This is a genomic window from Microbacterium saperdae (genome assembly GCF_006716345.1).
In the GTDB taxonomy this organism is placed as follows: Bacteria; Actinomycetota; Actinomycetes; order Actinomycetales; family Microbacteriaceae; genus Microbacterium; species Microbacterium saperdae.
Genome location: NZ_VFOX01000001.1, coordinates 2,303,426 through 2,321,521, shown reverse-complemented (window position 1 = coordinate 2,321,521; position 18,096 = coordinate 2,303,426). Strand labels below are relative to the sequence as shown.

The following is an 18,096-nucleotide window of genomic DNA, read 5'->3' as shown; positions in this document are numbered from 1 at the left end:
GGGGGAGAGCAGAAGATGGAACGGAGCGTCACAAAGCGGAGCGGGCGGAGGAGGAGACGATGAGTGCTGCCAACTCCTGAGGTGCGGTCTCCTGCACGTTGTGCGTCGCGTCGATGACGACGACCTGCGCCTCGGGCAGACGGTGCTGAAGGTCTTCCGCATCCGCTGCGCTCACGAAACCGCGGGTCGCGCGCACGAGGGTGAGTGGAGCGCTGACGCCGGCGAGGTCATCCCACCCTGTCTCGTGCAGCACGGACGGGGCAGCCTCGGAACCGGGATCGTGTGCGGACAGCGCCTGCGCGGCAAGATGCGCGAAGTGGTGCTTCCACTCCACCCGGCCGTCAGGACGCACGCGGGTGTTCAGGAAGACGCCGCGCTCGGTGTCCGGTCTCGTGCCCCCGAAGCCGAGCGAGATGGCGCGATCGACGAGTTCATCGCGCGTGGCGAAGTCGGTGGGCCCGGCGTAGAACTCGCGCAGTGCGGCGGGACCGGCGGAGGTGTCGATACCGGGCGTGATGTCGACGACCACCAGGTCGGCGACGAGGTCGGGGCGCGCGGCGGCGAGAGCCGCACCCGTGAGTCCTCCGAGGGACTGCCCCACGATGAGCTGCGGCTCGGTCGTCCATGCATCGAGGGCGAGCGCGACGTCGGCGGCGAGCGTGCGCGGCGTGTAGTCGAGGTCGTCACGCCAGGACGAGTCGCCGTGGCCGGCGAGGTCGATGGCGAGGAGCGGCTGCTGCGCGGCGAGTGCCGTGGTGTCCCAGGTGTGCGCGTTGAGGCCTGCCCCGTGGAGGAGGGTGACGCGCGGCGCCTCCGTGCCGAAGCGCAGTGCACTCAGCGACCGTCCGTCCGGCAGGGAAAGGGTCAGACGCTCCACCGGGAGGACGGGAACCCCCAGTGCCTCGGCCTGTGCGGGAAGATAGCTGAACTCAGTGATGTCGATCGCCACGTGCATATTCTGCGCCCGATTCCCGCCTCGTCGGAAATGCGAGAGCAATGTGACCATTCATTTCGCTGTGTTTCTTCGCGAGATGTAGAGAGAATGCCGTTAAGTCTTCGCTTTCTGCATTTTCGTACGGAGACGGCACCCGCCTCGGAGTTCCTGCGCGGCGAATATCATGGAGTCATGAGCGAGACGCGAGTGCACCTGTCCAAGACCGAGCCGGCCGCGTATCAGGCACTTGACGCGTTCTCGCGGACCGTCGGCGAGATCTGCGCGGCGAACGGGATCGATGAGCGTCTCAAGGAGCTGGTCATGATCCACTGCTCCCAGCTCAACGGCTGCGCTTTCTGCGCCCGTATCCACGTGGATCGCGCGCTCGCCGCCGGGGTCGACACCGACACCCTCACCCAGATCCCCGCCTGGCGGGAGAGCGGCGTGTTCAGCGACCGGGAGCGAGCGGCGCTCGAGCTCGCAGAGGCTTTCACCTTCATCGCCGATGAGGGGGTGTCCGATGAGGTGTACAACCGGGTCGGCAGCGTCTTCACCGAGAAGGAGTACGCCGCGCTGAGCTGGGCCTGCGTCTCGATCAACGCGTTCAACCGCATCGTGATCGCGGGACGCTACCCCGTTCCCGCGCGCACGCCACAGGCGCAGGCATGACCATCCTCGACGTCGGCGGGGTCAACAACGTCCGCGATGTCGGTGGCATCGCCACGGCGGACGGGCGGATCCGCTCGGGAGTGCTGCTGCGCTCTGGGCAGCTCTCCGGCGCGACGACGGCGGGTGCGGCGGAGCTGCGCCAGCGCGTGCGCCACATCATCGATCTACGCGACGGCGAGGAGGTCGCCGCCGAGCCATCGGAGATCGACGGTCCCGCCACCACGCACCTGCCGCTGTTCCTCGGATCGGTCCGTTCGTTCTTCGAGTCGGACACGAGCCTGGATGACCTCTATCTGCATCTGCTCGAGGAGAGCAGCGAGCGTCTGATCGCCGCGGTGCGCATCATCGCGGCGGGGGAGCCGACGCTCGTGCACTGCACGGTCGGCAAGGATCGCACCGGAGTGACCGTCGCGCTCGCCCTCTCGGCGGTGGGAGCTGATCGGGAAGCGGTGATCGCCGACTACGCGTTGACCGAGTCACAGCTCCCCGCGCAGCGCTCGCAGCGGATCGCGGCCTATATCCAGGCGCAGCACCCGGAGGCCGTGCACGCGGTCGCGCTCGCGACGCAATCGCCGGCGCCGGTGATGCGGCACCTGCTCGAGCAGATCGATGAGCGGTGGGGGTCGGCCGCCGGCTACCTCCTGGCGCACGGGTTCCGTCAGGATGAGCTGGACGCCCTCGTCCGCACGCTGGTCGAGCCTGCGGAGAACTCCCAGCACTGAAGCATCCAGGCAAGGTTAGGCAAGCCTTCACTTGGTGTACGATGGATGCACCATGGAAACCTCTCTCGATGTCCGCAGCACACGCGCTGAGCGCCGTGCGGCTCGTCGACGTGCGCACCATCTGGTGACGGCCGACGAGCACTCGCTCGCCGAGCTCGAGGTCTTCCTCGCCACACTGCCGCTGTGCGCATCCGGGCGGATCTTCATCGAGGTTCCCGAGACCGCTGACATCGGCGTGATCGACGCACCGGGCCGAATGACGGTCACATGGCTCGCCCGCGCTTCCCGCTCGGGCGCCCCTGGCACCGGACGCTCTTGCGCGCCGGGCGAGGCTCTGGCCCGCGCCACCTGCGCCTGGGCCGACGAGATGCTGTGCGATGACGACGCCGAGGCGGAGACGCACGTCACCCTCCTGGGCGGCTACCTGGGCACGGCCGACATCGTCGACCACCTCACGACCAGGCTGGGCATCGAGTCCGGTCTGATCCACGCGCCGGAGCGTTTCGGCCTGCTGCCGTCCGAGCGCTGATCCCTCAGCGCGTGCGACGCACGTAGTTGCCGTCTTCGAGCCCCGCTTCGATCTCGAAGCGATTGCGCAGAGGGTCGCGTCCCGCGAGCAGATACAGGAACGGCATCAGGAAGCCGTAGCGCAGCCACTGGGCCTTGTGCACGGCCTCATGGCGGAGGACGGCATCCGTCGGATTCGCCTCGCCGGTGAGGAAGCATCCGCCCACGCAGACGCCTCCGCGATTGAACGTCCAGTTCGGCATGCCGCGGAAGACCCAGAGACCGGCACGACGCTGCACGGGGCCTGTACTCCAGATCGATCCCCAGATCCAGCCGACCGCAGTGCCCCACCAATAGCCGACGCGGCTGATCGGGGAGCGCAACAGGAATGACGGGATACGGCGGTCGAACCGTCGGCCACGCGCCAGTGCCTGCTCCGCTGCGGGGCGCCAGTCGGCGGTCACGCGACAGCCCCGACGAGACGCAGGAGCGCGCCGAGGTCATCCACGGCATCGACGGGCGAACGCGGCGCGAAGCCGGCGATCGTCGCCCCGGCGAGGGGGAGCTCTTCGCGCAGGCGCCGGATGGCGGCGCTCAGGGCTGAAGGCGACACACCGAACGGGGCGGGGGAGGAGACTCCCGAGAAATCGGCGGGATCGAGCACGTCGACATCGATGTGCACCCAGACGCGGCCGGCCCCCGTGGCGCGCACCGCGGCGACGAGAGAGTCCGGATCGTCGAGGTCGGCGACCGACAGGTTGGTGAACGGGGCGATCTGCTCGACCTCCGCATCGTCGAGATTGCGCATGCCCACCGTCACGATCCGATCGCGGTGGATGCCGGGGGAGAGTGCGAGCTGCTCCTCGCCGTCGCCGAGGAGAGCGCGCAGCGCCATCCCGGAGAAGGCGCCGGACGGGGAGGTGCCGGGCGTGTGCATGTCGGCATGGGCATCGCACCACACCACTGCAAGGTCGTCGGTGCCACCGGGGAGCGCGTCGAGCGCGGCCACCGTCACACTGCAGTCGCCGCCGATGACGACCGTGTCTTCGGAGATGTGAGAACTCACCAGCTCGCGCGTGCGCAGCAGCGCGCTGAGCCGGCGCACGCCGGTACCCAGCGATTCGCCGGCCTCCACGGGCACATCGAGCACGGTGGTGGCCGAGCGCGGGAGATCGCCGGCGATGGCCGATGCGCCGTCGACGAGGAGCATCGCACGCGGCGCAGGCGAGCCCTGCCACTGCGGGACGACGAGGAATCGCACCATGGGTGCCTCCGGGGGGAGAGAAGCGCTGATGCCCCGGACACGGGCGTCCGGGGCATCAGCAGGGGTGTGTCAGGATCCTTCGATGGCCGTACGCGGCGCGGTGCTGCCGGCCTTCAGCTCGGCCAGGCGGGCCTCGACCTCCGTCAGCTCGCCGAGGTCCTCGAGGCTCTCGAACTGGGCGTCGAGGCTCGACGCCGCGAGCTCGATCTTGCCCTGGGCGATAGCCTCCTGGCGACGGACCTTGTCTTCGAAACGGCCCAGTTCGCTGGTGGGGTCGAGCACGTTGATCGAGCCCACCGCATCCTGCACCTTGGTCTGCGCCTCGGCGACCTTGGCGCGGGCGAGGAGTTCGCTGCGCTTGTTCTTGAGCTCGCCCAGCTTGTCCTTCATGCCGTTGAGGCCGCTCTTGAGCTTGTCGACGATCTCCGTCTGCGCGGCGATCTGCGGCTCGGCACCGGTGGCCTCGCGCTCGGCGCTGATCTGGCGCTGCAGAGCGATCTTGGCGAGGTTGTCGAACTTGTCCGCATCGGCGGCGTCGCCGCCCTTGCGCATCTCGTCGGCCTTGCGGCTGGCGGCAAGCGCCTTGTTGCCCCACTCCGTCGCCGACTGCACGTCTTCTTCGTGGTCGCGCTCCAGCAGGCGCAGGTTTCCGATCGTCTCGGCGATCGCGGACTCGGCGTCGGCGATGCTGTTCGTGTAGTCGCGAACGAGCTGGTCGATCATCTTCTGCGGGTCTTCCGCAGAGTCCAGGAGGGAGTTGATGTTCGCTCGGACGAGCGTGGAGATACGCCCGAAGATGGACTGCTTGGTCATGGGTGATTCCTTTCAGATGGTCTACGTCGAAGTCTGCGTGATGTGTCTATGAGAATCAGAAGCGTCCACCTCCGGAACGGCCGCTACGGCCTCCGCCGGACCGGCCTCCGCCGCCGAAACCGGAGCTGCGGAAGCCGCCGCCCCCGCTCGAACGCCAGCTGCTGCTGCGAGACGAGGAGCGACCGCCGCCCCCTCCGCCGGACAGCAGCCCGCCGATGATGCCGCCCAGGATGTCGCCGCCGATCCCTGATCCCCCCGAGCTGGAGCCGCCGCCGAACGGCCCGGTTCCCCAGCCGCTGTCGTCGTAGCCCCGCGAGTTGTACGACGAGACGTCGGCCGATGCGGAGGCGATGGCCTGTCGTGCGAGATCGAGTGCGCGCGTCGCCTCGGTGAGCGCGGCTTCCGGAGAGGTCTCGCGCAGGCTCAGCGCCTGGGTGAGACTCGCCTCCGCCTGCGAGAGACGGGTGCGGGCGGTCGATCCGACCGTGCCGCGTCGGGTCTCGATGAACTCCCGGCCTGTGCGGATCTCGGAACCTGCCTGCGTCAGGGTCTGCTCGAGCATCTGCTGCGCGCGGCGCGTCCGGTCGATGCTCTCGCGCCCCTGCGCGATCACCGCGTCGATCTGCGTGTTCGCGGCCGTGAGCGCATCGAAGGCCCGCTGCGGGTTGCGGGGGGCGACCGTGAGATCTGCCTGCGCCCGCTGGAGCTGCTGGACCGTCGAGGACGCGACGGCGGAGACGGAACCCTGAACGTCGGGGAGCTGCTGGGCTGTCGCCACGTCGGTCTGAAGCTCGGCGACGAGGGCCTGAGCCTGCGCCTCGATGGTCGCGAGGTCGGCTCCGAGACCGGAGATCGCCTGCACGAGCTGTGCGGCCTGGGCGACCGACTGCTCGGCGGTGCGAATCGCGAAGGCAGCTTCACCGGACTTCCCGGCGGCGATGGCCTCCGCAGCGGCAGCGATCGACCGATCCGCGAGCGCCGCGCGCTCCTGGGCCTGCGCAGGGTTGTCGGCCACCGTGGTCAGCGCTGTGGGGTCGTAGGTGGCGGCCAGTGCAGCGAACGCGGCCGGCGCGCCCTCGACGATCGGCTGCAATGCGGCGCGCTCCGACTTCACGCGCTCCAGCTCCTGCGGGGCGTTCTGCTCGAGCTTGCGGAGCGCGTCGAATGCTTCGGTGTTGTCATCCAGCACATCGTCGATCTCATCGGCGATCTGGATGATGCGGATGTGCCAGGCGCGTCGATCCTGAACCGTGTCCTCGATCTCGTCGTCGAGCTTCTGCTTCAGGTCGAACGCCTCCGACATCTTGGCTTTCGCCGCCTCCACGACATGCGTGAACTCCGCGGTCGCCGCGTCGCCGAACTGGGCGACAGCGAAACCGAGCTCCTCACGGCTGGAGGTGATGGCATCATCGGCCTGCACGAGTGCCAGACCGGCCTGCGTCGCGACCTGGTCGTCGGTGAGTGTGGAGAAGGGGTCGTTCGGATCCGGGTGCTCGGGCATGGCTCCGCGCTCTCGGACCGCGGCCGCACGGCGTCGACGACGCACCAGGGAGATGATCAGCCACAGCAGGAGGGCGACGGCGATGATCGCGAGGATGATCAGGAACACCTGCAGGGCGCCGGCGCCGCCATCGCCCTGGATCTCATCCGCGGCGAGGATGATCGCCCCTGACCAGTCGTTCTGCGCGAGCAGCGGCTGGATCTTCTGCTCGACGTCATCGAGCTTGCTGCCGCTGAGCGGACCGCCCTCTGCGGCCGAGATGTAATAGCTGCGCTGGTCGACGGCGATCGCGAGCAGGTACTGCTCCGGGCCCAGGTTGTTGTTCTCTGCGACGGTGTCGGCCCACTCGATCCGATCGCTCGGAGACGTGAACTCATCGACGAGGACCACGAACAGGTCCGACGTGGAGTTCTCGGTGAGTTCCTGAAGTCGTGCTTCGACGGTCGCGGTCTCGTCTGCGCTCAGGACGCCTGCGCTGTCGGTGACGTACCCGGAGTCGAGCGTGAGCGGGTCCGTGGCTGATGCGGCGGTGGCGCTGAACGCCCCCGTGAACGCTGCCGCGACGACCGCAGCCACTGCCAGCCACCGAGACCTCATCGTGTTCCCTCCGACTGACCGCCGCACCCCATGTGCCGAGTCTATGCACAGAGCCCGACACGCGACAGCTTCCCGAGGCGGATCGCCGTTCGCCCTCAGCGGAGGCACATACGCTGGAAGGCATGGACGACAGGTACGGATCGGATGTGCTGGCAGCGGGATGGCGCGAGCGCGCCGCGAAGCCGGTGCCGCAGGTGCCCGCCGAGATCGACCTCGTGGTGGAGGTCGCCGACGACGGGTTCTGCGGCGCGGTCACCCGGGTGCAGGGCGGCAACGTCGAGCTGGAGGACCGCCTCGGCCGCAAGCGGCTCTTCCCGTTGGGGGGCGGATTCCTCATCGACGGTGCCGCCGTGCGTCTCACTGTTCCGACCGCGGCGCCGCAGGGCACGCGTCGCACGGCATCCGGATCTTTCGTCGTCGCGGATCAGCGCGCACGGGTGGCGCTGCCCAGCCGCATCCTGGTCGAGGGCAAGCACGATGCCGAACTCGTCGAGAAGGTGTGGGGCGCGGATCTGCGGGTCGAGGGCGTCGTGGTCGAGTTCCTGCAGGGCGTCGACCTGCTCGATGAACTGCTCGATGCAGAGCCGCCGAGTGCGAAGCGGCGCTACGGGGTGCTCGTCGATCACCTCGTGCCCGGATCGAAGGAGTCGCGCATCGCCGACGCCGTCGCGCGTGGCCCGCACGGGAAGCACGTGCGCATCGTCGGTCATCCGTTCGTCGACGTCTGGCAGTGCGTCACGCCGCGGGCGCTGGGGGTCGCACGGTGGCCCGAGATCCCCCGCGGAACGGACTGGAAGACGGGGATCTGCCGGGCGTTCGGGTGGCCGTACGAGACGCAGGGCGACACCGGGCGCGCCTGGCAGCACATCTTGAGCAAGGTGCACACGTACCGCGACCTGGAGCCCGCGCTGCTCGGCCGTGTCGAGGAGCTGATCGACTTCGTGACGGAGCCTCAGGGCTGAGCGGGCGGTGGCGCTGAGGTCGCAGCCTCCCCGGCTACCCTGGAGACATGCCTGAACCCCGCACCTTCCGTGACGAGCCGGTGTCCTTCGTGCGCCGGAGCGGTCGGATGTCCGAGGCGCAGGAGCGCGCCTTCTCCGAGCTCGCCCCGCACTACCTCCTCGATGTGCCGCGCGATGTCGCCTGGACCTCGGTGCACCCCGAGGCACGGTTCGATCCCGCCGCCGAATATGCCCGCGATGCCGACCTGTATGTCGAGATCGGCTCCGGTCAGGGGCACGCGATCGTCGCGGCGGCGACCTCACGACCCGATGACGACTTCCTCGCCGTCGAGGTCTTCCGTGCAGGGCTCGCCCGCACCATGCTCGATGCCGACCGTGTAGGCGCGCGCAACCTGCGAGTGGTCGAGGCGAACGCCCCGGAGGTGCTCTCGTCGTACCTGCCGGAGGCCGCTGCCCGCGAGGTCTGGATCTTCTTCCCGGACCCCTGGCACAAGAAGAAGCACACCAAGCGCCGGCTCGTCCGGCCCGGGTTCGGCGTCACCGCGGCACGAGCGCTCCGTGACGGCGGGCTGCTGCGTCTCGCGACCGACTGGGAGGACTACGCGCTGCAGATGCGCGAGGTGCTCGATGCGGATCCGCTGTTCGAGCGGGCTTTCGACGATGAGTGGGCGGAGCGCTTCGACGGTCGGGTGATGACGGCCTTCGAGCGCAAGGGCATCGCAAAGGGCCGTGACATCCGCGATCTGACGTATCGGCACCGCCCCCGCGCATGAACGACGTGCGCAGCGCGACCACCGTCTGGCCGGGCATCGCTCCGGCCTTACTCGTGTGCGCCGCAGCGCCCGCGTTCTTCGTGCTGGAGATCCCCTGGCTCGGATGGCTGCTGCTGGCACTCGGCATCGCGGCGGCCTGGTGGATGGAACGAGGCCGCGTCACGGCATCCGCCCCGTCGCTGACGCGTGATCTGTCGCTGATCGCCGTCGGTCTGCTGATCGTGAGCGTGATCCCACTGGCGGCCGAGCTCGACAACCTGGCGATGCTGCGTTTCACCCTGGCACTCGGGGGAGCGGTCGCCGTGCCCTACGTGATCTCCCGGTACCTCTACCGCGACCGCGCGATCAGCTTCCCCTGGCGCACGCATCGTCGCTGGGGCCGTCTGCAGTGGGGCTGGCTGGTGGCCGTCCTCGTGCTGGGCTGGCTGATCCTGCCGTTCTACTTCATCACCAGCGGGGTCTACCAGAACTGGCCGGTCGTCGACACTCCGGACCTGATCGCCCGGCTGTTCGTCGGGGTGGGAGCCGTCGGCATCTGGGATGAGTTGTTCTTCATCTGCACCGTCTTCGCGCTGTTGCGCCGCCATTTCCCTGATGCGCTCGCCAACGTGCTGCAGGCGATCGTCTTCGTGTCGTTCCTCTGGGAACTCGGCTACCGCGAATGGGGTCCGCTGCTGACCATCCCGTTCGCGCTGCTGCAGGGGTTCATCTTCTTGCGCACCCACTCGCTGGCCTACGTGGTCACCGTGCATCTGCTCTTCGACGCCGTCGTGTTCGCGGTGCTGGTGCACGCCCACAACCCCGGGCTGCTGCCGATCTTCCTCGTCTAGGTCAGCTCGGCCAGACGCGCCGCGGGGAGCAGGTGTTTGCCGCACGGTCCGCGGCGCGGGAGAATCGGCTCATGCTCATCGTCGGTCTGGTCCTCGCCGCGGCTGCTGCCGCGTTCCACGTGTTCATCTTCGCGCTCGAGTCGCTGAAGTGGACCGAGCCGGAGACGAGGAAGATCTTCGGCGTCGCGAGCGAAGCGGATGCCGTGACGATGAAGGCACTCGCCTTCAACCAGGGTTTCTACAACCTGTTCCTCGCGCTGACGGCGCTGCTCGGAATCGGTCTGACCATCGTCGGCTTCGCGACCGTGGGTCTGACTCTCGTGTTCGCCGGCACCGGCATGATGGTCGCGGCAGCCCTGGTGCTCGTGCTGTCCGATCCCAGCAAGCTTCGCGCCGCCGCGATGCAGGGAACGCTTCCGCTGCTCGCGGTCATCGCGACGGCGATCGGCGTCGCGATCGGCTGAGCGCACCAGATCGTGCTCAGTCGCGGAGTACAGCGGCGACTGCGCTCACCTCGATCAGTGCGCCGGGTACGCCGAGCCCCGCGACGAGTGCGGCCGTCACCAGCGGGGGAGCGCCGTCACGGGCGAGCGTCGATGCCACCGCGCCGTAAGCCGCTCTCAGATCGGCCTCCTGGTGGATCAGTACCGTCCAGCTGATCACGTCGTCGAGCCCCGCGCCGACGGCGTCGAGCGCGATACGGGCGTTCTCGACCGCGCGCAGCGACTGCTCCGCCGCATCATCCGAGACGAGGGTGCCGGTGTCGTCGACACCGTTCTGACCGCCGACGTAGATGGTCGTCGCGCCGGGCGGAACGACGGCGACGTGGCTGAACGCGGGACTGACGACGAGCCCGTGCGGTTGCATGAGTGTGATGTCCATGCCGAGAGTGTGCGCCGGGCCTCGGACATCCGCAATGGGATCGCGCGGCTGTGTGCCGCTGCGGAGGGGATACACGGAAGGGCCGCCCGCGTACGGACGGCCCTCGTCGATCATGCGATCAGAACTGCACGAGCACCTTGCCCACGCGACCGGGCGTCTTGCTGAGGCGCACGGCGTCGGCGATGTCGGCGGCGTCGAACACGCCGGCGACCGGGAGCGTCAGCGTTCCGTCGGAGACGCGCTGGATGAGTTCGCCGAACAGTGCGCCACGCGTGGCGGCATCGAGCTGCTGGATGACCTTGCTGCCCCAGAAGCCCTTGACGGTGGCCTGCTTGAAGATGACGTCGGAGGAGGCGATCTCCATGACGGGGGAGTTCATCGCTCCGAACGCGACGAGCGTGCCGCCTTCGCTGAGCAGCGAGAGCACGTCGCCGGAGGCCGAGCCGCCCACGGAATCGACACCTGCGACGATCGGTGCGCCCGCGGTCAGGCCGGCGGCCTGCTCGCGCCAGTCGTCCTGATCGGTCGAGATGACGTTCTCGATGCCCTGCGCGCGCAGCTCTTCGACACCCTCGGCACGGCGCACGAGCCCGAGGACGTGTACCCCGCGAGCGGCGCCGAGCTGTGCGAGCATGCGTCCGACGGCGCCGTTCGCCGCGTTCTGGACGATCCAGTCGCCCTCTTTCACGTCGAGGAACTGCAGCAGGCTGATCGTGCTGAAGGGCATGGAGACGAGCTGTGCCGCGCTCTCGTCGGAGAGGGCATCAGGCACCGGGATGAGCCCGGCGGCGTTCGCCACGATGTACTCGGCCCATGCACCGAAGGTGCCGCCGGTCGCGACGCGCTGTCCGACCGTGAGGTGCTCGACGCCCTCGCCGAGCGCATCGACGATGCCGAGCGCTTCGGTGCCGGATGCCGCCGGCAGTTCGGGCTTGAACCCGTAAGTGCCGCGGACGGTCCAGAGGTCGTGGTTGTGGATGGGGGAGAGGACGATGCGCAGGCGCACCTGCCCTGCGGCGGGTTCCGGGACGGGACGCTCCTCGACCGAGAGAACGTCTTCAGCTTCGCCGAACCGGGAATGGATGAGTGCACGCATGATGTGGTTCCTGTCCTTCGGGAGATCAGTCGTCCGACACGGTGATCGTGACGTCGATGTTGCCGCGCGTCGCGTTCGAATACGGGCAGACCTGGTGCGCGGCATCCGCGAGCGCCTGGGCCTGGTCGTGCGGGAGCTCGGGGATGACCACTTCGAGTTCGACCGCGAGCCCGAAGCCACCGACGCCGTTCGACCCGATCTGCACGCGTGCGCCGACCGAGCTGTGATCGATCTTCACCTTCTGCGCCCGCGCGACGGACTGCAGCGCAGAGTGGAAGCATGCCGCGTATCCTGCGGCGAAGAGCTGCTCGGGGTTCGCCCCGTCTCCGCTGCCGCCCATCTCCTTCGGGATGGCGAGATCGAACTCGACGCGGCCGTCGTTCGTGGCGACGTGCCCGTTGCGGCCGGCGCCGGTGGCGAGGGCTTCTGCGGTGTAGAGAGCTTCCATTGAGGGGTTTCCTTCCGGGAGGGTGGTCAGGCGCCGGCGCGCGATGCGGTGGCATCGGCGGCGGGTGTCGGGGAGCTGCTCTGGAGCAGCGCGGTGAGCTCGTGGAGTTCGGTGATCAGGCGGCGGCGATGCGCGTCATCGCGGATACCGGAGAGCTCTGCGATCTGCGCCGGGATCTTCGCGAGGTCGGTGCGCAGCGCGTGGCCGGCCGGGGTGAGCTGCACCGTGACGACGCGCTCATCCTGGGCGCTGCGGGTCTTGGCGACCAGGCCGGCCTGTTCGAGGCGGCGCACGAGAGGGGAGAGGGTTCCGGAGTCGAGCTGCATGGCGTCTCCGAGCGAGCCGATCGTCTGCTCACCCTCGTGCCACAGGATCGCGAGCACAAGGTACTGCGGGTATGTCAGCCCCCATGGGGCGAGCAGGGCGCGATACGCCTGGGTCGTGGCGCGCGCAGCGGAGTAGAGCGAGAAGCACACCATCTCATCGGTCACGGCCATATCATAAGTATTGCACGCGATTAGATTGTGCACAACATAAATGAATGGCGAGAGGCCTCCTCGGCTGGTGTGCCGGTGCGCGGCGTCGCTACAGTGAGCGCATGGAGGCCACGGCATCGGCGACGGATGACAACGCGACCGACGCCGACCCCCGCGTCGGACTCTCGTCCGCGCAGGTCGCGCGGCTGACCGCGGCGGGGGAGACGAACGCCTTCACGGGCGACTCCAGCAGAAGCGCCTGGAACATCGTGCGTGCGAACGTCTTCACGCTGTTCAACGGGATCGTCGGTGCGTGCTTCCTGGTGCTCCTGCTCCTCGGGCGCTGGCAGGATGCGCTGTTCGGGCTCGCCGCGTTCGGCAACGCGATCATCGGATGCTGGCAGGAGTTCCGCGCCAAGGCGTCTCTCGACCGCCTCGCGCTGTTGAACGCTCCCCGCGCACGGGTGCGGCGAGAAGGACAGGAACACGAGATCGCGCCGGCCGAGGTCGTGCGCGGCGACATCCTGATCCTGCGGGCCGGCGACCAGGTCACCGCCGACGCGGTCGTCCTGGAGCATCGCGCTCTGCAGATCGACGAATCGATGCTCACGGGCGAGTCGGATGCCGTCGACAAGAAGGACGGCGATGAGGCGCTCTCCGGCTCGATCGTCGTCGCGGGCGAGGGTGTCGCCCGTGCGGTCAGGGTCGGGGCGGACTCCTACGTCAACAAGTTCGCGGCGGAGGCGAAGCGGTTCTCGCTCGTGGCATCCGAGTTGCGCACATCGGTCGATCGCGTGCTGAAGTGGGTCGGATGGGGGATCGGGCCGATCGGACTCCTGGTCCTCAACGCGCAGATGATGGTGGCGGGCGGATGGGTCTCCGCGGTGCAGAGCGGCACCTGGACGCAGGCGATCGTCAACACGATCTCCGCGTTGACGGCCATGATCCCGCTCGGACTCGTGCTGATGACCTCGATCGCGTTCGCGGTCGGAGCGGCGCGCCTCGCGGCGCGGCAGGTGCTCGTGAACGAGCTGCCGGCCGTGGAAGGGCTCGCGCGCGTCGACATCATCTGCCTCGACAAGACCGGAACCCTCACCGAGGGGGAGCTCGCCTACCGCGACCTGGAACGCCTCGACGCCGATACCGCGGGGTGGGAAGACGCGCTGTCGTGGTTCGGTGCCGCGCCCGACGCGAATGCGACGGCCCGGTGCCTGCGCGCTCCGTACCCTGCATCGGCACCGCGTGAAGCGTCCGTCTACATCTCGTTCTCGTCGGCGCGGAAATGGAGCGCGCTCGCCCTCGCGGACCGACCGGACGAGATCTGGGTGCTCGGTGCGCCGGAGATGGTGCTGGGCGACGTCGCGACGGATGCCGGCACCGCGGTCGGCGAAGCGGTCACCCGTCTCGCGGCGGCCGGGCTCCGCACGCTCGTCCTCGCCGTCAGCACTGCCTCCTATCCCACGGATGCACAGACGGCGGAATCCCTGCCGACGGGGCTGGCGCCGGTGGCCGTGATCACCTTCAGCGAGAAGGTGCGCCCCGACGCGGCGCAGACGCTCTCGTACTTCCGTGATCAAGGCGTGGGGGTGCGGGTGATCTCCGGGGACAATCCGCGCACGGTCGCCGCGATCGCGCGTCAGGTGGGCCTCGACGTCAGTGACGGGTATGACGCGCGAGAGCTCCCCGACGATGACGCGGCGCTGAGCGACGTCCTGGAGGCGCACACGGTCTTCGGCCGGGTGACGCCGGAGCAGAAGAAGAGGATGGTGGTCGCGCTGCAGGCCAGGGGGCACACCGTCGCGATGACCGGTGACGGTGTGAACGACGCGCTCGCGATCAAGACGGCCGACATCGGCATCGCGATGAACTCCGGCTCTCCCGCGACGAAGGCCGTCGCACGCCTGGTGCTGCTGGACGGCCAGTTCTCGCACCTCCCGGACGTGGTCGCGGAGGGCCGCCAGGTCATCGCGAACATCGAGCGCGTGTCGATGCTGTTCCTCACCAAGACGATCTACGCCACGACGCTCGCCGTGCTCTTCGGGATCATGGTGCTGGAGTTCCCGTTCCTGCCCAGACAGCTGTCGATCACCGATGGACTCACGATCGGCATCCCTGCGTTCTTCCTCGCTCTGATGCCCAACACGCAGCGCTATGTGCCGGGGTTCCTCCGCCGCTCACTGACCTTCGCGATTCCTGCCGGACTGCTGATCGCGATCGCGCTGACGGTCTACACGCGTGCCGCGATGGCTCTCGGCGTGAGCGAACCGCAACTGCGGACGGGGTCCACGATCATCCTCGCGATCGTCGGGATCTGGGTGCTCGCGGTGCTCGCGCGCCCGCTCAACCGCTACAAGGTCCTGGTGGTGGGCGCGATGTTCGTCGCACTGGCGACCATATTCACCGTTCCGCTGTCAACCGAGTTCTTCCAGTTGACCGATCCGGGTGAGGAAGCCGCGTATCTGATCGCGCTCGTCACCGTGCTCACCATCCTGGCGATCGAGATCGTCCGGCTGGTGCATCGGCGCGTGCTCGCGCGCTCAGCGCTCCGCGAAGTGGCGTGAGCCCGGCGACGCCCACAGTGCCGCCAGCAGGAGGACTTCGACCACGGCCTGCGCGAAGACCGCCCAATCCCAGTCGGTCGTGGCGGCCGTCACGGCGTGCAGCACGAGCTGGATCGCGAGATAGATCGTGAGGAGCAGTCGGGCCAGCCGGCTGCCTCGGCCGACCGCGGCGGCGACGGCGATCGTGAGCAGGCCGAACAGGATCACGGCGGCGCCGATGAGCGAGACGGAGAGCACCTCCGCGTCGGGGACCCGGTAGCGGCTCAGGAGCACGACGATGCCGAGAAGGGCGTTCGACACACCGCTCAGCACCACCAGGATCACGACGATGGTGACGACCACGGGGCGTCTCGGCGAGAGCGTTTCGGTCACGGAGTCCACGCGCTCACTGTACAAGGGGCGCCTACCGGGGGAGTGTCGCGTCAGGACCGCCCAGGTATGGCAACCAAGCTATTACCTAGCTAAGCTAGCGAACATGGATCGCTATCTTCGGTTGCGGTGGGTGGGGCTGGTCTTCATCAGCATCGCGGTCTCCCTGATCATCGTCGACTCGACCATCGTCAACGTCGCGATACCCGCCATCGTGGATGACCTGGGCATCACGTCGACCGAGGTGCAATGGGTTCAAGAGGCGTACACGCTCGTGTTCGCCGCGCTGCTGCTGGTCTTCGGCAGCCTCGCCGACCGGTTCGGGCGTCGTCGAGTGATGGTCACGGGCGTCATCGTCTTCGCGGCGGCGTCGGTGCTCGCCGCCCTCGCGGCGGACGGAGGCCTGCTCATCCTCGCTCGCCTGCTGCAGGGCGTCGGCGGAGCGATGATCCTCCCGACCACCCTCTCGATCATCAACGCGACGTTCCGTGGACGGGAGCGAGGGATCGCCTTCGCCGTCTGGGGATCGACGATCGGCGGCATGGCCGCGGTGGGCCCGCTGCTCGGCGGGTGGCTGACCACCGACTTCTCGTGGCGGTGGGCATTCGGCATCAACATCCCACTCGGCATCCTCGTCGTGATCGGCGTGCTCCTGACCGTCGCCGAGTCCCGCAGCGACCGCACCGACAGAATCGATGGAGTCGGTGCGCTGCTCTCGATCGTGACCATGGGAAGCCTGGTGTTCGGGCTCATCGAGGGACGCACCTACGGATGGTGGCTCGTCGACCAGCGACCGCAGATCGGCGACTGGACTTGGCCGTGGGATCTGTCGCCCATCCCCATCGCCTTCGCCCTGGCGATCGCCGGGCTCATCGCCTTCATCGCCTGGGGCGTGGGGCGCCAACGCCGGGGGAAGTCGACATTGCTCGCGCTGCGGCTCTTCTCGATCCGCTCGTTCCGCAACGGCAACATCGCGGCCGGCGTCGTCGCGCTGGGGGAGTTCGGCATCATCCTCGCGCTGCCCCTCTGGCTCCAGTTCGTGCTCGGCTTCGACGCCCTGCAGACCGGACTGCTGCTGCTCGCCCTCGCCGGGGGATCCTTCGTCGCCAGCGGCGCCGCCGGCGCGACCAGCGGCAGGATCGCGCCGGTGTGGATCGTCCGCGCCGGCCTCATCGCCGAGATCATCGGTGTCGCCGGGATCGGCTTCCTGATCGCGCCCGAAGCGTCGTGGGTTCCGATCATCCCGTTCCTGTTCATCTACGGCCTCGGCGTGGGGCTCGCCACCGCGCAGCTCACCGGCGTCGTGCTGGCCGACGTCCCCGTCGCCGACAGCGGCGCCGCATCCGGCACCCAGTCGACTTCGCGCCAGCTCGGAGCAGCGCTCGGTGTCGCCATCCTCGGCACGGTGCTCTTCACGAGTACCGCTGGGATCCTGTCCTCCTCGCTCGACGAGCGCGGACTTCCCGCCGCTCAGCGAGATCAGGTCGTCTCCGCTGTGGTCGACAGCGCCGGAGCGGCGATCTCGGGGCTGGAAGCCAAACCGGACACGGCCGATATCGCCGCCGATGCGAAGGCCGCCTTCTCGGACGGCACCCGCTACGCCGCCTGGACGGCCGCGGGCTTCCTGGCGCTGGGCCTGCTCTCGACGATCTCTCTCGGCGCGACCGCCGGACGGGCGCGCGCGTCAGACGATGAGGCGAGCGGGGAGGACGAAGAGGCCGAGACGGCGGGTGAAGACGCGCGGTGAGGGGGAGCGGGTCACGGCGCGAAGACCGATGCCCAATCGTCCTTCACGCTCACCCGCGTGAATCCTGACGTCCCGGCCTCGCCCAGCACCGTCTCCGCGCCTTTGTCGTAGGGGGCGTCGCCGCGGCCGGTGTCGTCGTCGTGGTGCACGACGAGACTGAGCGACCGCGGGTGCTTCTGCACGTAACGGAGCATCGGGATGTCGCCGTTGGAATTGCCTGCCGCCAGGAGCGGACGCCGTCCGATCCTCGTCCAGATCCGGAGCGGCTTCTCGGGACCGTCGTCGAAGAAGTCGAAGTGCTCGCCATAGCGCACGTCGTTCGTCGTGGTGTCGTAGTGAAGTCCGACTGCTGAGCCGATCACGCGCTCCGGGGGGATGCCGTAGGCGTCGACCGTCATCGGTCGCATGAAGTCTCGATCGCCGCCCGACACGATGTAGCAGGTGAAGCCGTTCGCCTCGAGATAGCGGAGCAGCTCCACCATCGGCTGGTAGACGACTGTGGGATAGGCCCGTGCGAGCGTCAGATGCCTCGCGTCCCGGTAGAACGCCTCGACGGCTGCCTGGTAGTCGTCGACGCTGAGGTTCACGGTCGTGCGCACGAGCGCGCCGATGAGGGTGTGGAGGTCGGAGTCATCACCGGCGTAGTGCTTGTCGATCGCTCCTCCCAGCCAGGCGAAGTCGCGGTCCACTGCTGCCTTGTACGGCTGCTGCGCGGCCAGGGCCGGATCCGCACGCGCGGCCGCCGCCCACTGTTCGACGATGTAGTGCAGCTGCGTGGGCATCGGCTTCTCCGTCCACAGCGTGCCGTCGTTGTCGAACACCGCGATGCGTTGCTCGCTCGGCACGGCGTCGTGACCGGTGGTGACCGATTCCACGAAGCCGACGATCGCCGTGCGGGCGGCGCCCTCACGCCATGACTGCAAGTGCTCACTCATCCCGACATCT

The 18,096-nt window shown here is 68.6% G+C and carries 20 protein-coding genes; 9 read left to right on the top strand and 11 right to left on the bottom strand.

Annotated elements, in window-relative coordinates; all coding sequences use genetic code 11:
• Positions 1-28 precede the first annotated feature (28 nt).
• On the bottom strand, positions 29-955 hold the full coding sequence (locus FB560_RS11100) for an alpha/beta fold hydrolase (RefSeq protein WP_141872416.1): 927 nt from the start codon (positions 953-955) through the stop codon (positions 29-31).
• 171 nt (positions 956-1,126) lie between these two features.
• Between FB560_RS11100 and FB560_RS11095 the strand changes: the two genes are divergently transcribed.
• The 3 genes from FB560_RS11095 to FB560_RS11085 are packed head-to-tail and all read left to right on the top strand — an operon-like array spanning position 1,127 to position 2,854.
• Positions 1,127-1,603 carry a carboxymuconolactone decarboxylase family protein gene (locus FB560_RS11095; RefSeq protein ID WP_141872415.1) on the top strand — a complete coding sequence of 159 codons (477 nt, stop codon included), beginning with the start codon at positions 1,127-1,129 and terminating at the stop codon, positions 1,601-1,603.
• Entirely contained in the window at positions 1,600-2,325 is a 726-nt protein-coding gene (locus FB560_RS11090; RefSeq protein ID WP_141872414.1) for a tyrosine-protein phosphatase, read from the top strand. Before FB560_RS11095 ends, FB560_RS11090 begins: the two co-directional genes overlap by 4 nt.
• A 52-nt stretch (positions 2,326-2,377) precedes the next feature.
• Positions 2,378-2,854 carry an SIP domain-containing protein gene (locus FB560_RS11085; protein ID WP_141872413.1) on the top strand — a complete coding sequence of 159 codons (477 nt, stop codon included), beginning with the start codon at positions 2,378-2,380 and terminating at the stop codon, positions 2,852-2,854.
• A 4-nt stretch (positions 2,855-2,858) separates the two neighbouring features.
• Here the strand turns inward: FB560_RS11085 and FB560_RS11080 are convergent, their stop codons facing one another.
• The 4 genes from FB560_RS11080 to FB560_RS11065 form a co-directional block, all read right to left on the bottom strand.
• Positions 2,859-3,296 (bottom strand): Fe-S oxidoreductase, encoded by a 438-nt coding sequence (locus FB560_RS11080; protein WP_229673119.1) that lies wholly within the window; start codon positions 3,294-3,296, stop codon positions 2,859-2,861.
• Positions 3,293-4,096, bottom strand: a complete 804-nt coding sequence (locus FB560_RS11075) for an arginase family protein (protein ID WP_141872412.1) — start codon at positions 4,094-4,096, stop codon at positions 3,293-3,295. Before FB560_RS11075 ends, FB560_RS11080 begins: the two co-directional genes overlap by 4 nt.
• 69 nt (positions 4,097-4,165) lie before the next feature.
• Positions 4,166-4,909 (bottom strand): PspA/IM30 family protein, encoded by a 744-nt coding sequence (locus FB560_RS11070; RefSeq protein ID WP_141872411.1) that lies wholly within the window; start codon positions 4,907-4,909, stop codon positions 4,166-4,168.
• Positions 4,910-4,964: 55 nt separating this feature from the next.
• Positions 4,965-7,007, bottom strand: a complete 2,043-nt coding sequence (locus FB560_RS11065) for a TPM domain-containing protein (RefSeq protein ID WP_141872410.1) — start codon at positions 7,005-7,007, stop codon at positions 4,965-4,967.
• A 122-nt stretch (positions 7,008-7,129) separates the two neighbouring features.
• Between FB560_RS11065 and FB560_RS11060 the strand changes: the two genes are divergently transcribed.
• The 4 genes from FB560_RS11060 to FB560_RS11045 all read left to right on the top strand — a co-directional run bounded on the left by FB560_RS11060 (position 7,130) and on the right by FB560_RS11045 (position 10,036).
• Positions 7,130-7,969 (top strand): DUF3097 domain-containing protein, encoded by an 840-nt coding sequence (locus FB560_RS11060; RefSeq protein ID WP_141872409.1) that lies wholly within the window; start codon positions 7,130-7,132, stop codon positions 7,967-7,969.
• A 47-nt stretch (positions 7,970-8,016) separates the two neighbouring features.
• A complete protein-coding gene (gene trmB / locus FB560_RS11055) occupies positions 8,017-8,742 on the top strand; it encodes a tRNA (guanosine(46)-N7)-methyltransferase TrmB (RefSeq protein ID WP_141872408.1) in 726 nt (241 codons plus the stop codon).
• Positions 8,739-9,572, top strand: a complete 834-nt coding sequence (locus FB560_RS11050; RefSeq protein ID WP_141872407.1) for a CPBP family intramembrane glutamic endopeptidase — start codon at positions 8,739-8,741, stop codon at positions 9,570-9,572. The genes trmB and FB560_RS11050 overlap by 4 nt, the downstream gene beginning before the upstream one ends.
• A 71-nt stretch (positions 9,573-9,643) precedes the next feature.
• Positions 9,644-10,036: a DUF1304 domain-containing protein gene (locus FB560_RS11045; RefSeq protein ID WP_141872406.1), complete on the top strand. Its 393-nt coding sequence runs from the start codon at positions 9,644-9,646 to the stop codon at positions 10,034-10,036.
• Positions 10,037-10,052: 16 nt separating this feature from the next.
• On the opposite strand, the gene FB560_RS11040 is transcribed toward FB560_RS11045, so the two are convergent.
• The 4 genes from FB560_RS11040 to FB560_RS11025 form a co-directional block, all read right to left on the bottom strand.
• Positions 10,053-10,454: a RidA family protein gene (locus FB560_RS11040; protein ID WP_141872405.1), complete on the bottom strand. Its 402-nt coding sequence runs from the start codon at positions 10,452-10,454 to the stop codon at positions 10,053-10,055.
• 118 nt (positions 10,455-10,572) lie between these two features.
• Complete coding sequence (locus tag FB560_RS11035) at positions 10,573-11,550, bottom strand: zinc-binding dehydrogenase (RefSeq protein ID WP_141872404.1); 978 nt, start codon at positions 11,548-11,550, stop codon at positions 10,573-10,575.
• A 25-nt stretch (positions 11,551-11,575) separates the two neighbouring features.
• Positions 11,576-11,998 (bottom strand): organic hydroperoxide resistance protein, encoded by a 423-nt coding sequence (locus FB560_RS11030; protein WP_141872403.1) that lies wholly within the window; start codon positions 11,996-11,998, stop codon positions 11,576-11,578.
• Positions 11,999-12,024: 26 nt separating this feature from the next.
• Complete coding sequence (locus tag FB560_RS11025) at positions 12,025-12,495, bottom strand: MarR family winged helix-turn-helix transcriptional regulator (RefSeq protein WP_188895131.1); 471 nt, start codon at positions 12,493-12,495, stop codon at positions 12,025-12,027.
• A gap of 101 nt (positions 12,496-12,596) precedes the next feature.
• Here FB560_RS11025 and FB560_RS11020 point away from each other — a divergent pair, with 101 nt between their 5' ends.
• Positions 12,597-15,035, top strand: a complete 2,439-nt coding sequence (locus FB560_RS11020) for an HAD-IC family P-type ATPase (RefSeq protein WP_141872402.1) — start codon at positions 12,597-12,599, stop codon at positions 15,033-15,035.
• Here the strand turns inward: FB560_RS11020 and FB560_RS11015 are convergent.
• Complete coding sequence (locus tag FB560_RS11015) at positions 15,012-15,416, bottom strand: hypothetical protein (protein WP_229673120.1); 405 nt, start codon at positions 15,414-15,416, stop codon at positions 15,012-15,014. The two genes, FB560_RS11020 and FB560_RS11015, sit on opposite strands and share 24 nt — an antisense overlap.
• Before the next feature lie 94 nt (positions 15,417-15,510).
• Between FB560_RS11015 and FB560_RS11010 the strand changes: the two genes are divergently transcribed.
• Entirely contained in the window at positions 15,511-17,151 is a 1,641-nt protein-coding gene (locus FB560_RS11010) for a DHA2 family efflux MFS transporter permease subunit (RefSeq protein WP_141872401.1), read from the top strand.
• Between the two features lie 11 nt (positions 17,152-17,162).
• Here the strand turns inward: FB560_RS11010 and FB560_RS11005 are convergent, their stop codons facing one another.
• Positions 17,163-18,086 carry an HAD family hydrolase gene (locus FB560_RS11005; RefSeq protein WP_141872400.1) on the bottom strand — a complete coding sequence of 308 codons (924 nt, stop codon included), beginning with the start codon at positions 18,084-18,086 and terminating at the stop codon, positions 17,163-17,165.
• Between the last annotated feature and the right edge of the window lie 10 nt (positions 18,087-18,096).

Bases quoted from the DNA above. Each gene is read 5' to 3' on its own strand.
- FB560_RS11100 (WP_141872416.1), bottom strand. From the start codon at position 955: ATGCACGTGGCGATCGACATCACTGAGTTCAGCTATCTTCCCGCACAG.
- FB560_RS11095 (WP_141872415.1), top strand. From the start codon at position 1,127: ATGAGCGAGACGCGAGTGCACCTGTCCAAGACCGAGCCGGCCGCGTAT.
- FB560_RS11090 (WP_141872414.1), top strand. From the start codon at position 1,600: ATGACCATCCTCGACGTCGGCGGGGTCAACAACGTCCGCGATGTCGGT.
- FB560_RS11085 (WP_141872413.1), top strand. From the start codon at position 2,378: ATGGAAACCTCTCTCGATGTCCGCAGCACACGCGCTGAGCGCCGTGCG.
- FB560_RS11075 (WP_141872412.1), bottom strand. From the start codon at position 4,096: ATGGTGCGATTCCTCGTCGTCCCGCAGTGGCAGGGCTCGCCTGCGCCG.
- FB560_RS11070 (WP_141872411.1), bottom strand. From the start codon at position 4,909: ATGACCAAGCAGTCCATCTTCGGGCGTATCTCCACGCTCGTCCGAGCG.
- FB560_RS11065 (WP_141872410.1), bottom strand. From the start codon at position 7,007: ATGAGGTCTCGGTGGCTGGCAGTGGCTGCGGTCGTCGCGGCAGCGTTC.
- FB560_RS11060 (WP_141872409.1), top strand. From the start codon at position 7,130: ATGGACGACAGGTACGGATCGGATGTGCTGGCAGCGGGATGGCGCGAG.
- trmB (WP_141872408.1), top strand. From the start codon at position 8,017: ATGCCTGAACCCCGCACCTTCCGTGACGAGCCGGTGTCCTTCGTGCGC.
- FB560_RS11050 (WP_141872407.1), top strand. From the start codon at position 8,739: ATGAACGACGTGCGCAGCGCGACCACCGTCTGGCCGGGCATCGCTCCG.
- FB560_RS11045 (WP_141872406.1), top strand. From the start codon at position 9,644: ATGCTCATCGTCGGTCTGGTCCTCGCCGCGGCTGCTGCCGCGTTCCAC.
- FB560_RS11040 (WP_141872405.1), bottom strand. From the start codon at position 10,454: ATGGACATCACACTCATGCAACCGCACGGGCTCGTCGTCAGTCCCGCG.
- FB560_RS11035 (WP_141872404.1), bottom strand. From the start codon at position 11,550: ATGCGTGCACTCATCCATTCCCGGTTCGGCGAAGCTGAAGACGTTCTC.
- FB560_RS11030 (WP_141872403.1), bottom strand. From the start codon at position 11,998: ATGGAAGCTCTCTACACCGCAGAAGCCCTCGCCACCGGCGCCGGCCGC.
- FB560_RS11025 (WP_188895131.1), bottom strand. From the start codon at position 12,495: ATGGCCGTGACCGATGAGATGGTGTGCTTCTCGCTCTACTCCGCTGCG.
- FB560_RS11020 (WP_141872402.1), top strand. From the start codon at position 12,597: ATGGAGGCCACGGCATCGGCGACGGATGACAACGCGACCGACGCCGAC.
- FB560_RS11010 (WP_141872401.1), top strand. From the start codon at position 15,511: ATGGATCGCTATCTTCGGTTGCGGTGGGTGGGGCTGGTCTTCATCAGC.
- FB560_RS11005 (WP_141872400.1), bottom strand. From the start codon at position 18,086: ATGAGTGAGCACTTGCAGTCATGGCGTGAGGGCGCCGCCCGCACGGCG.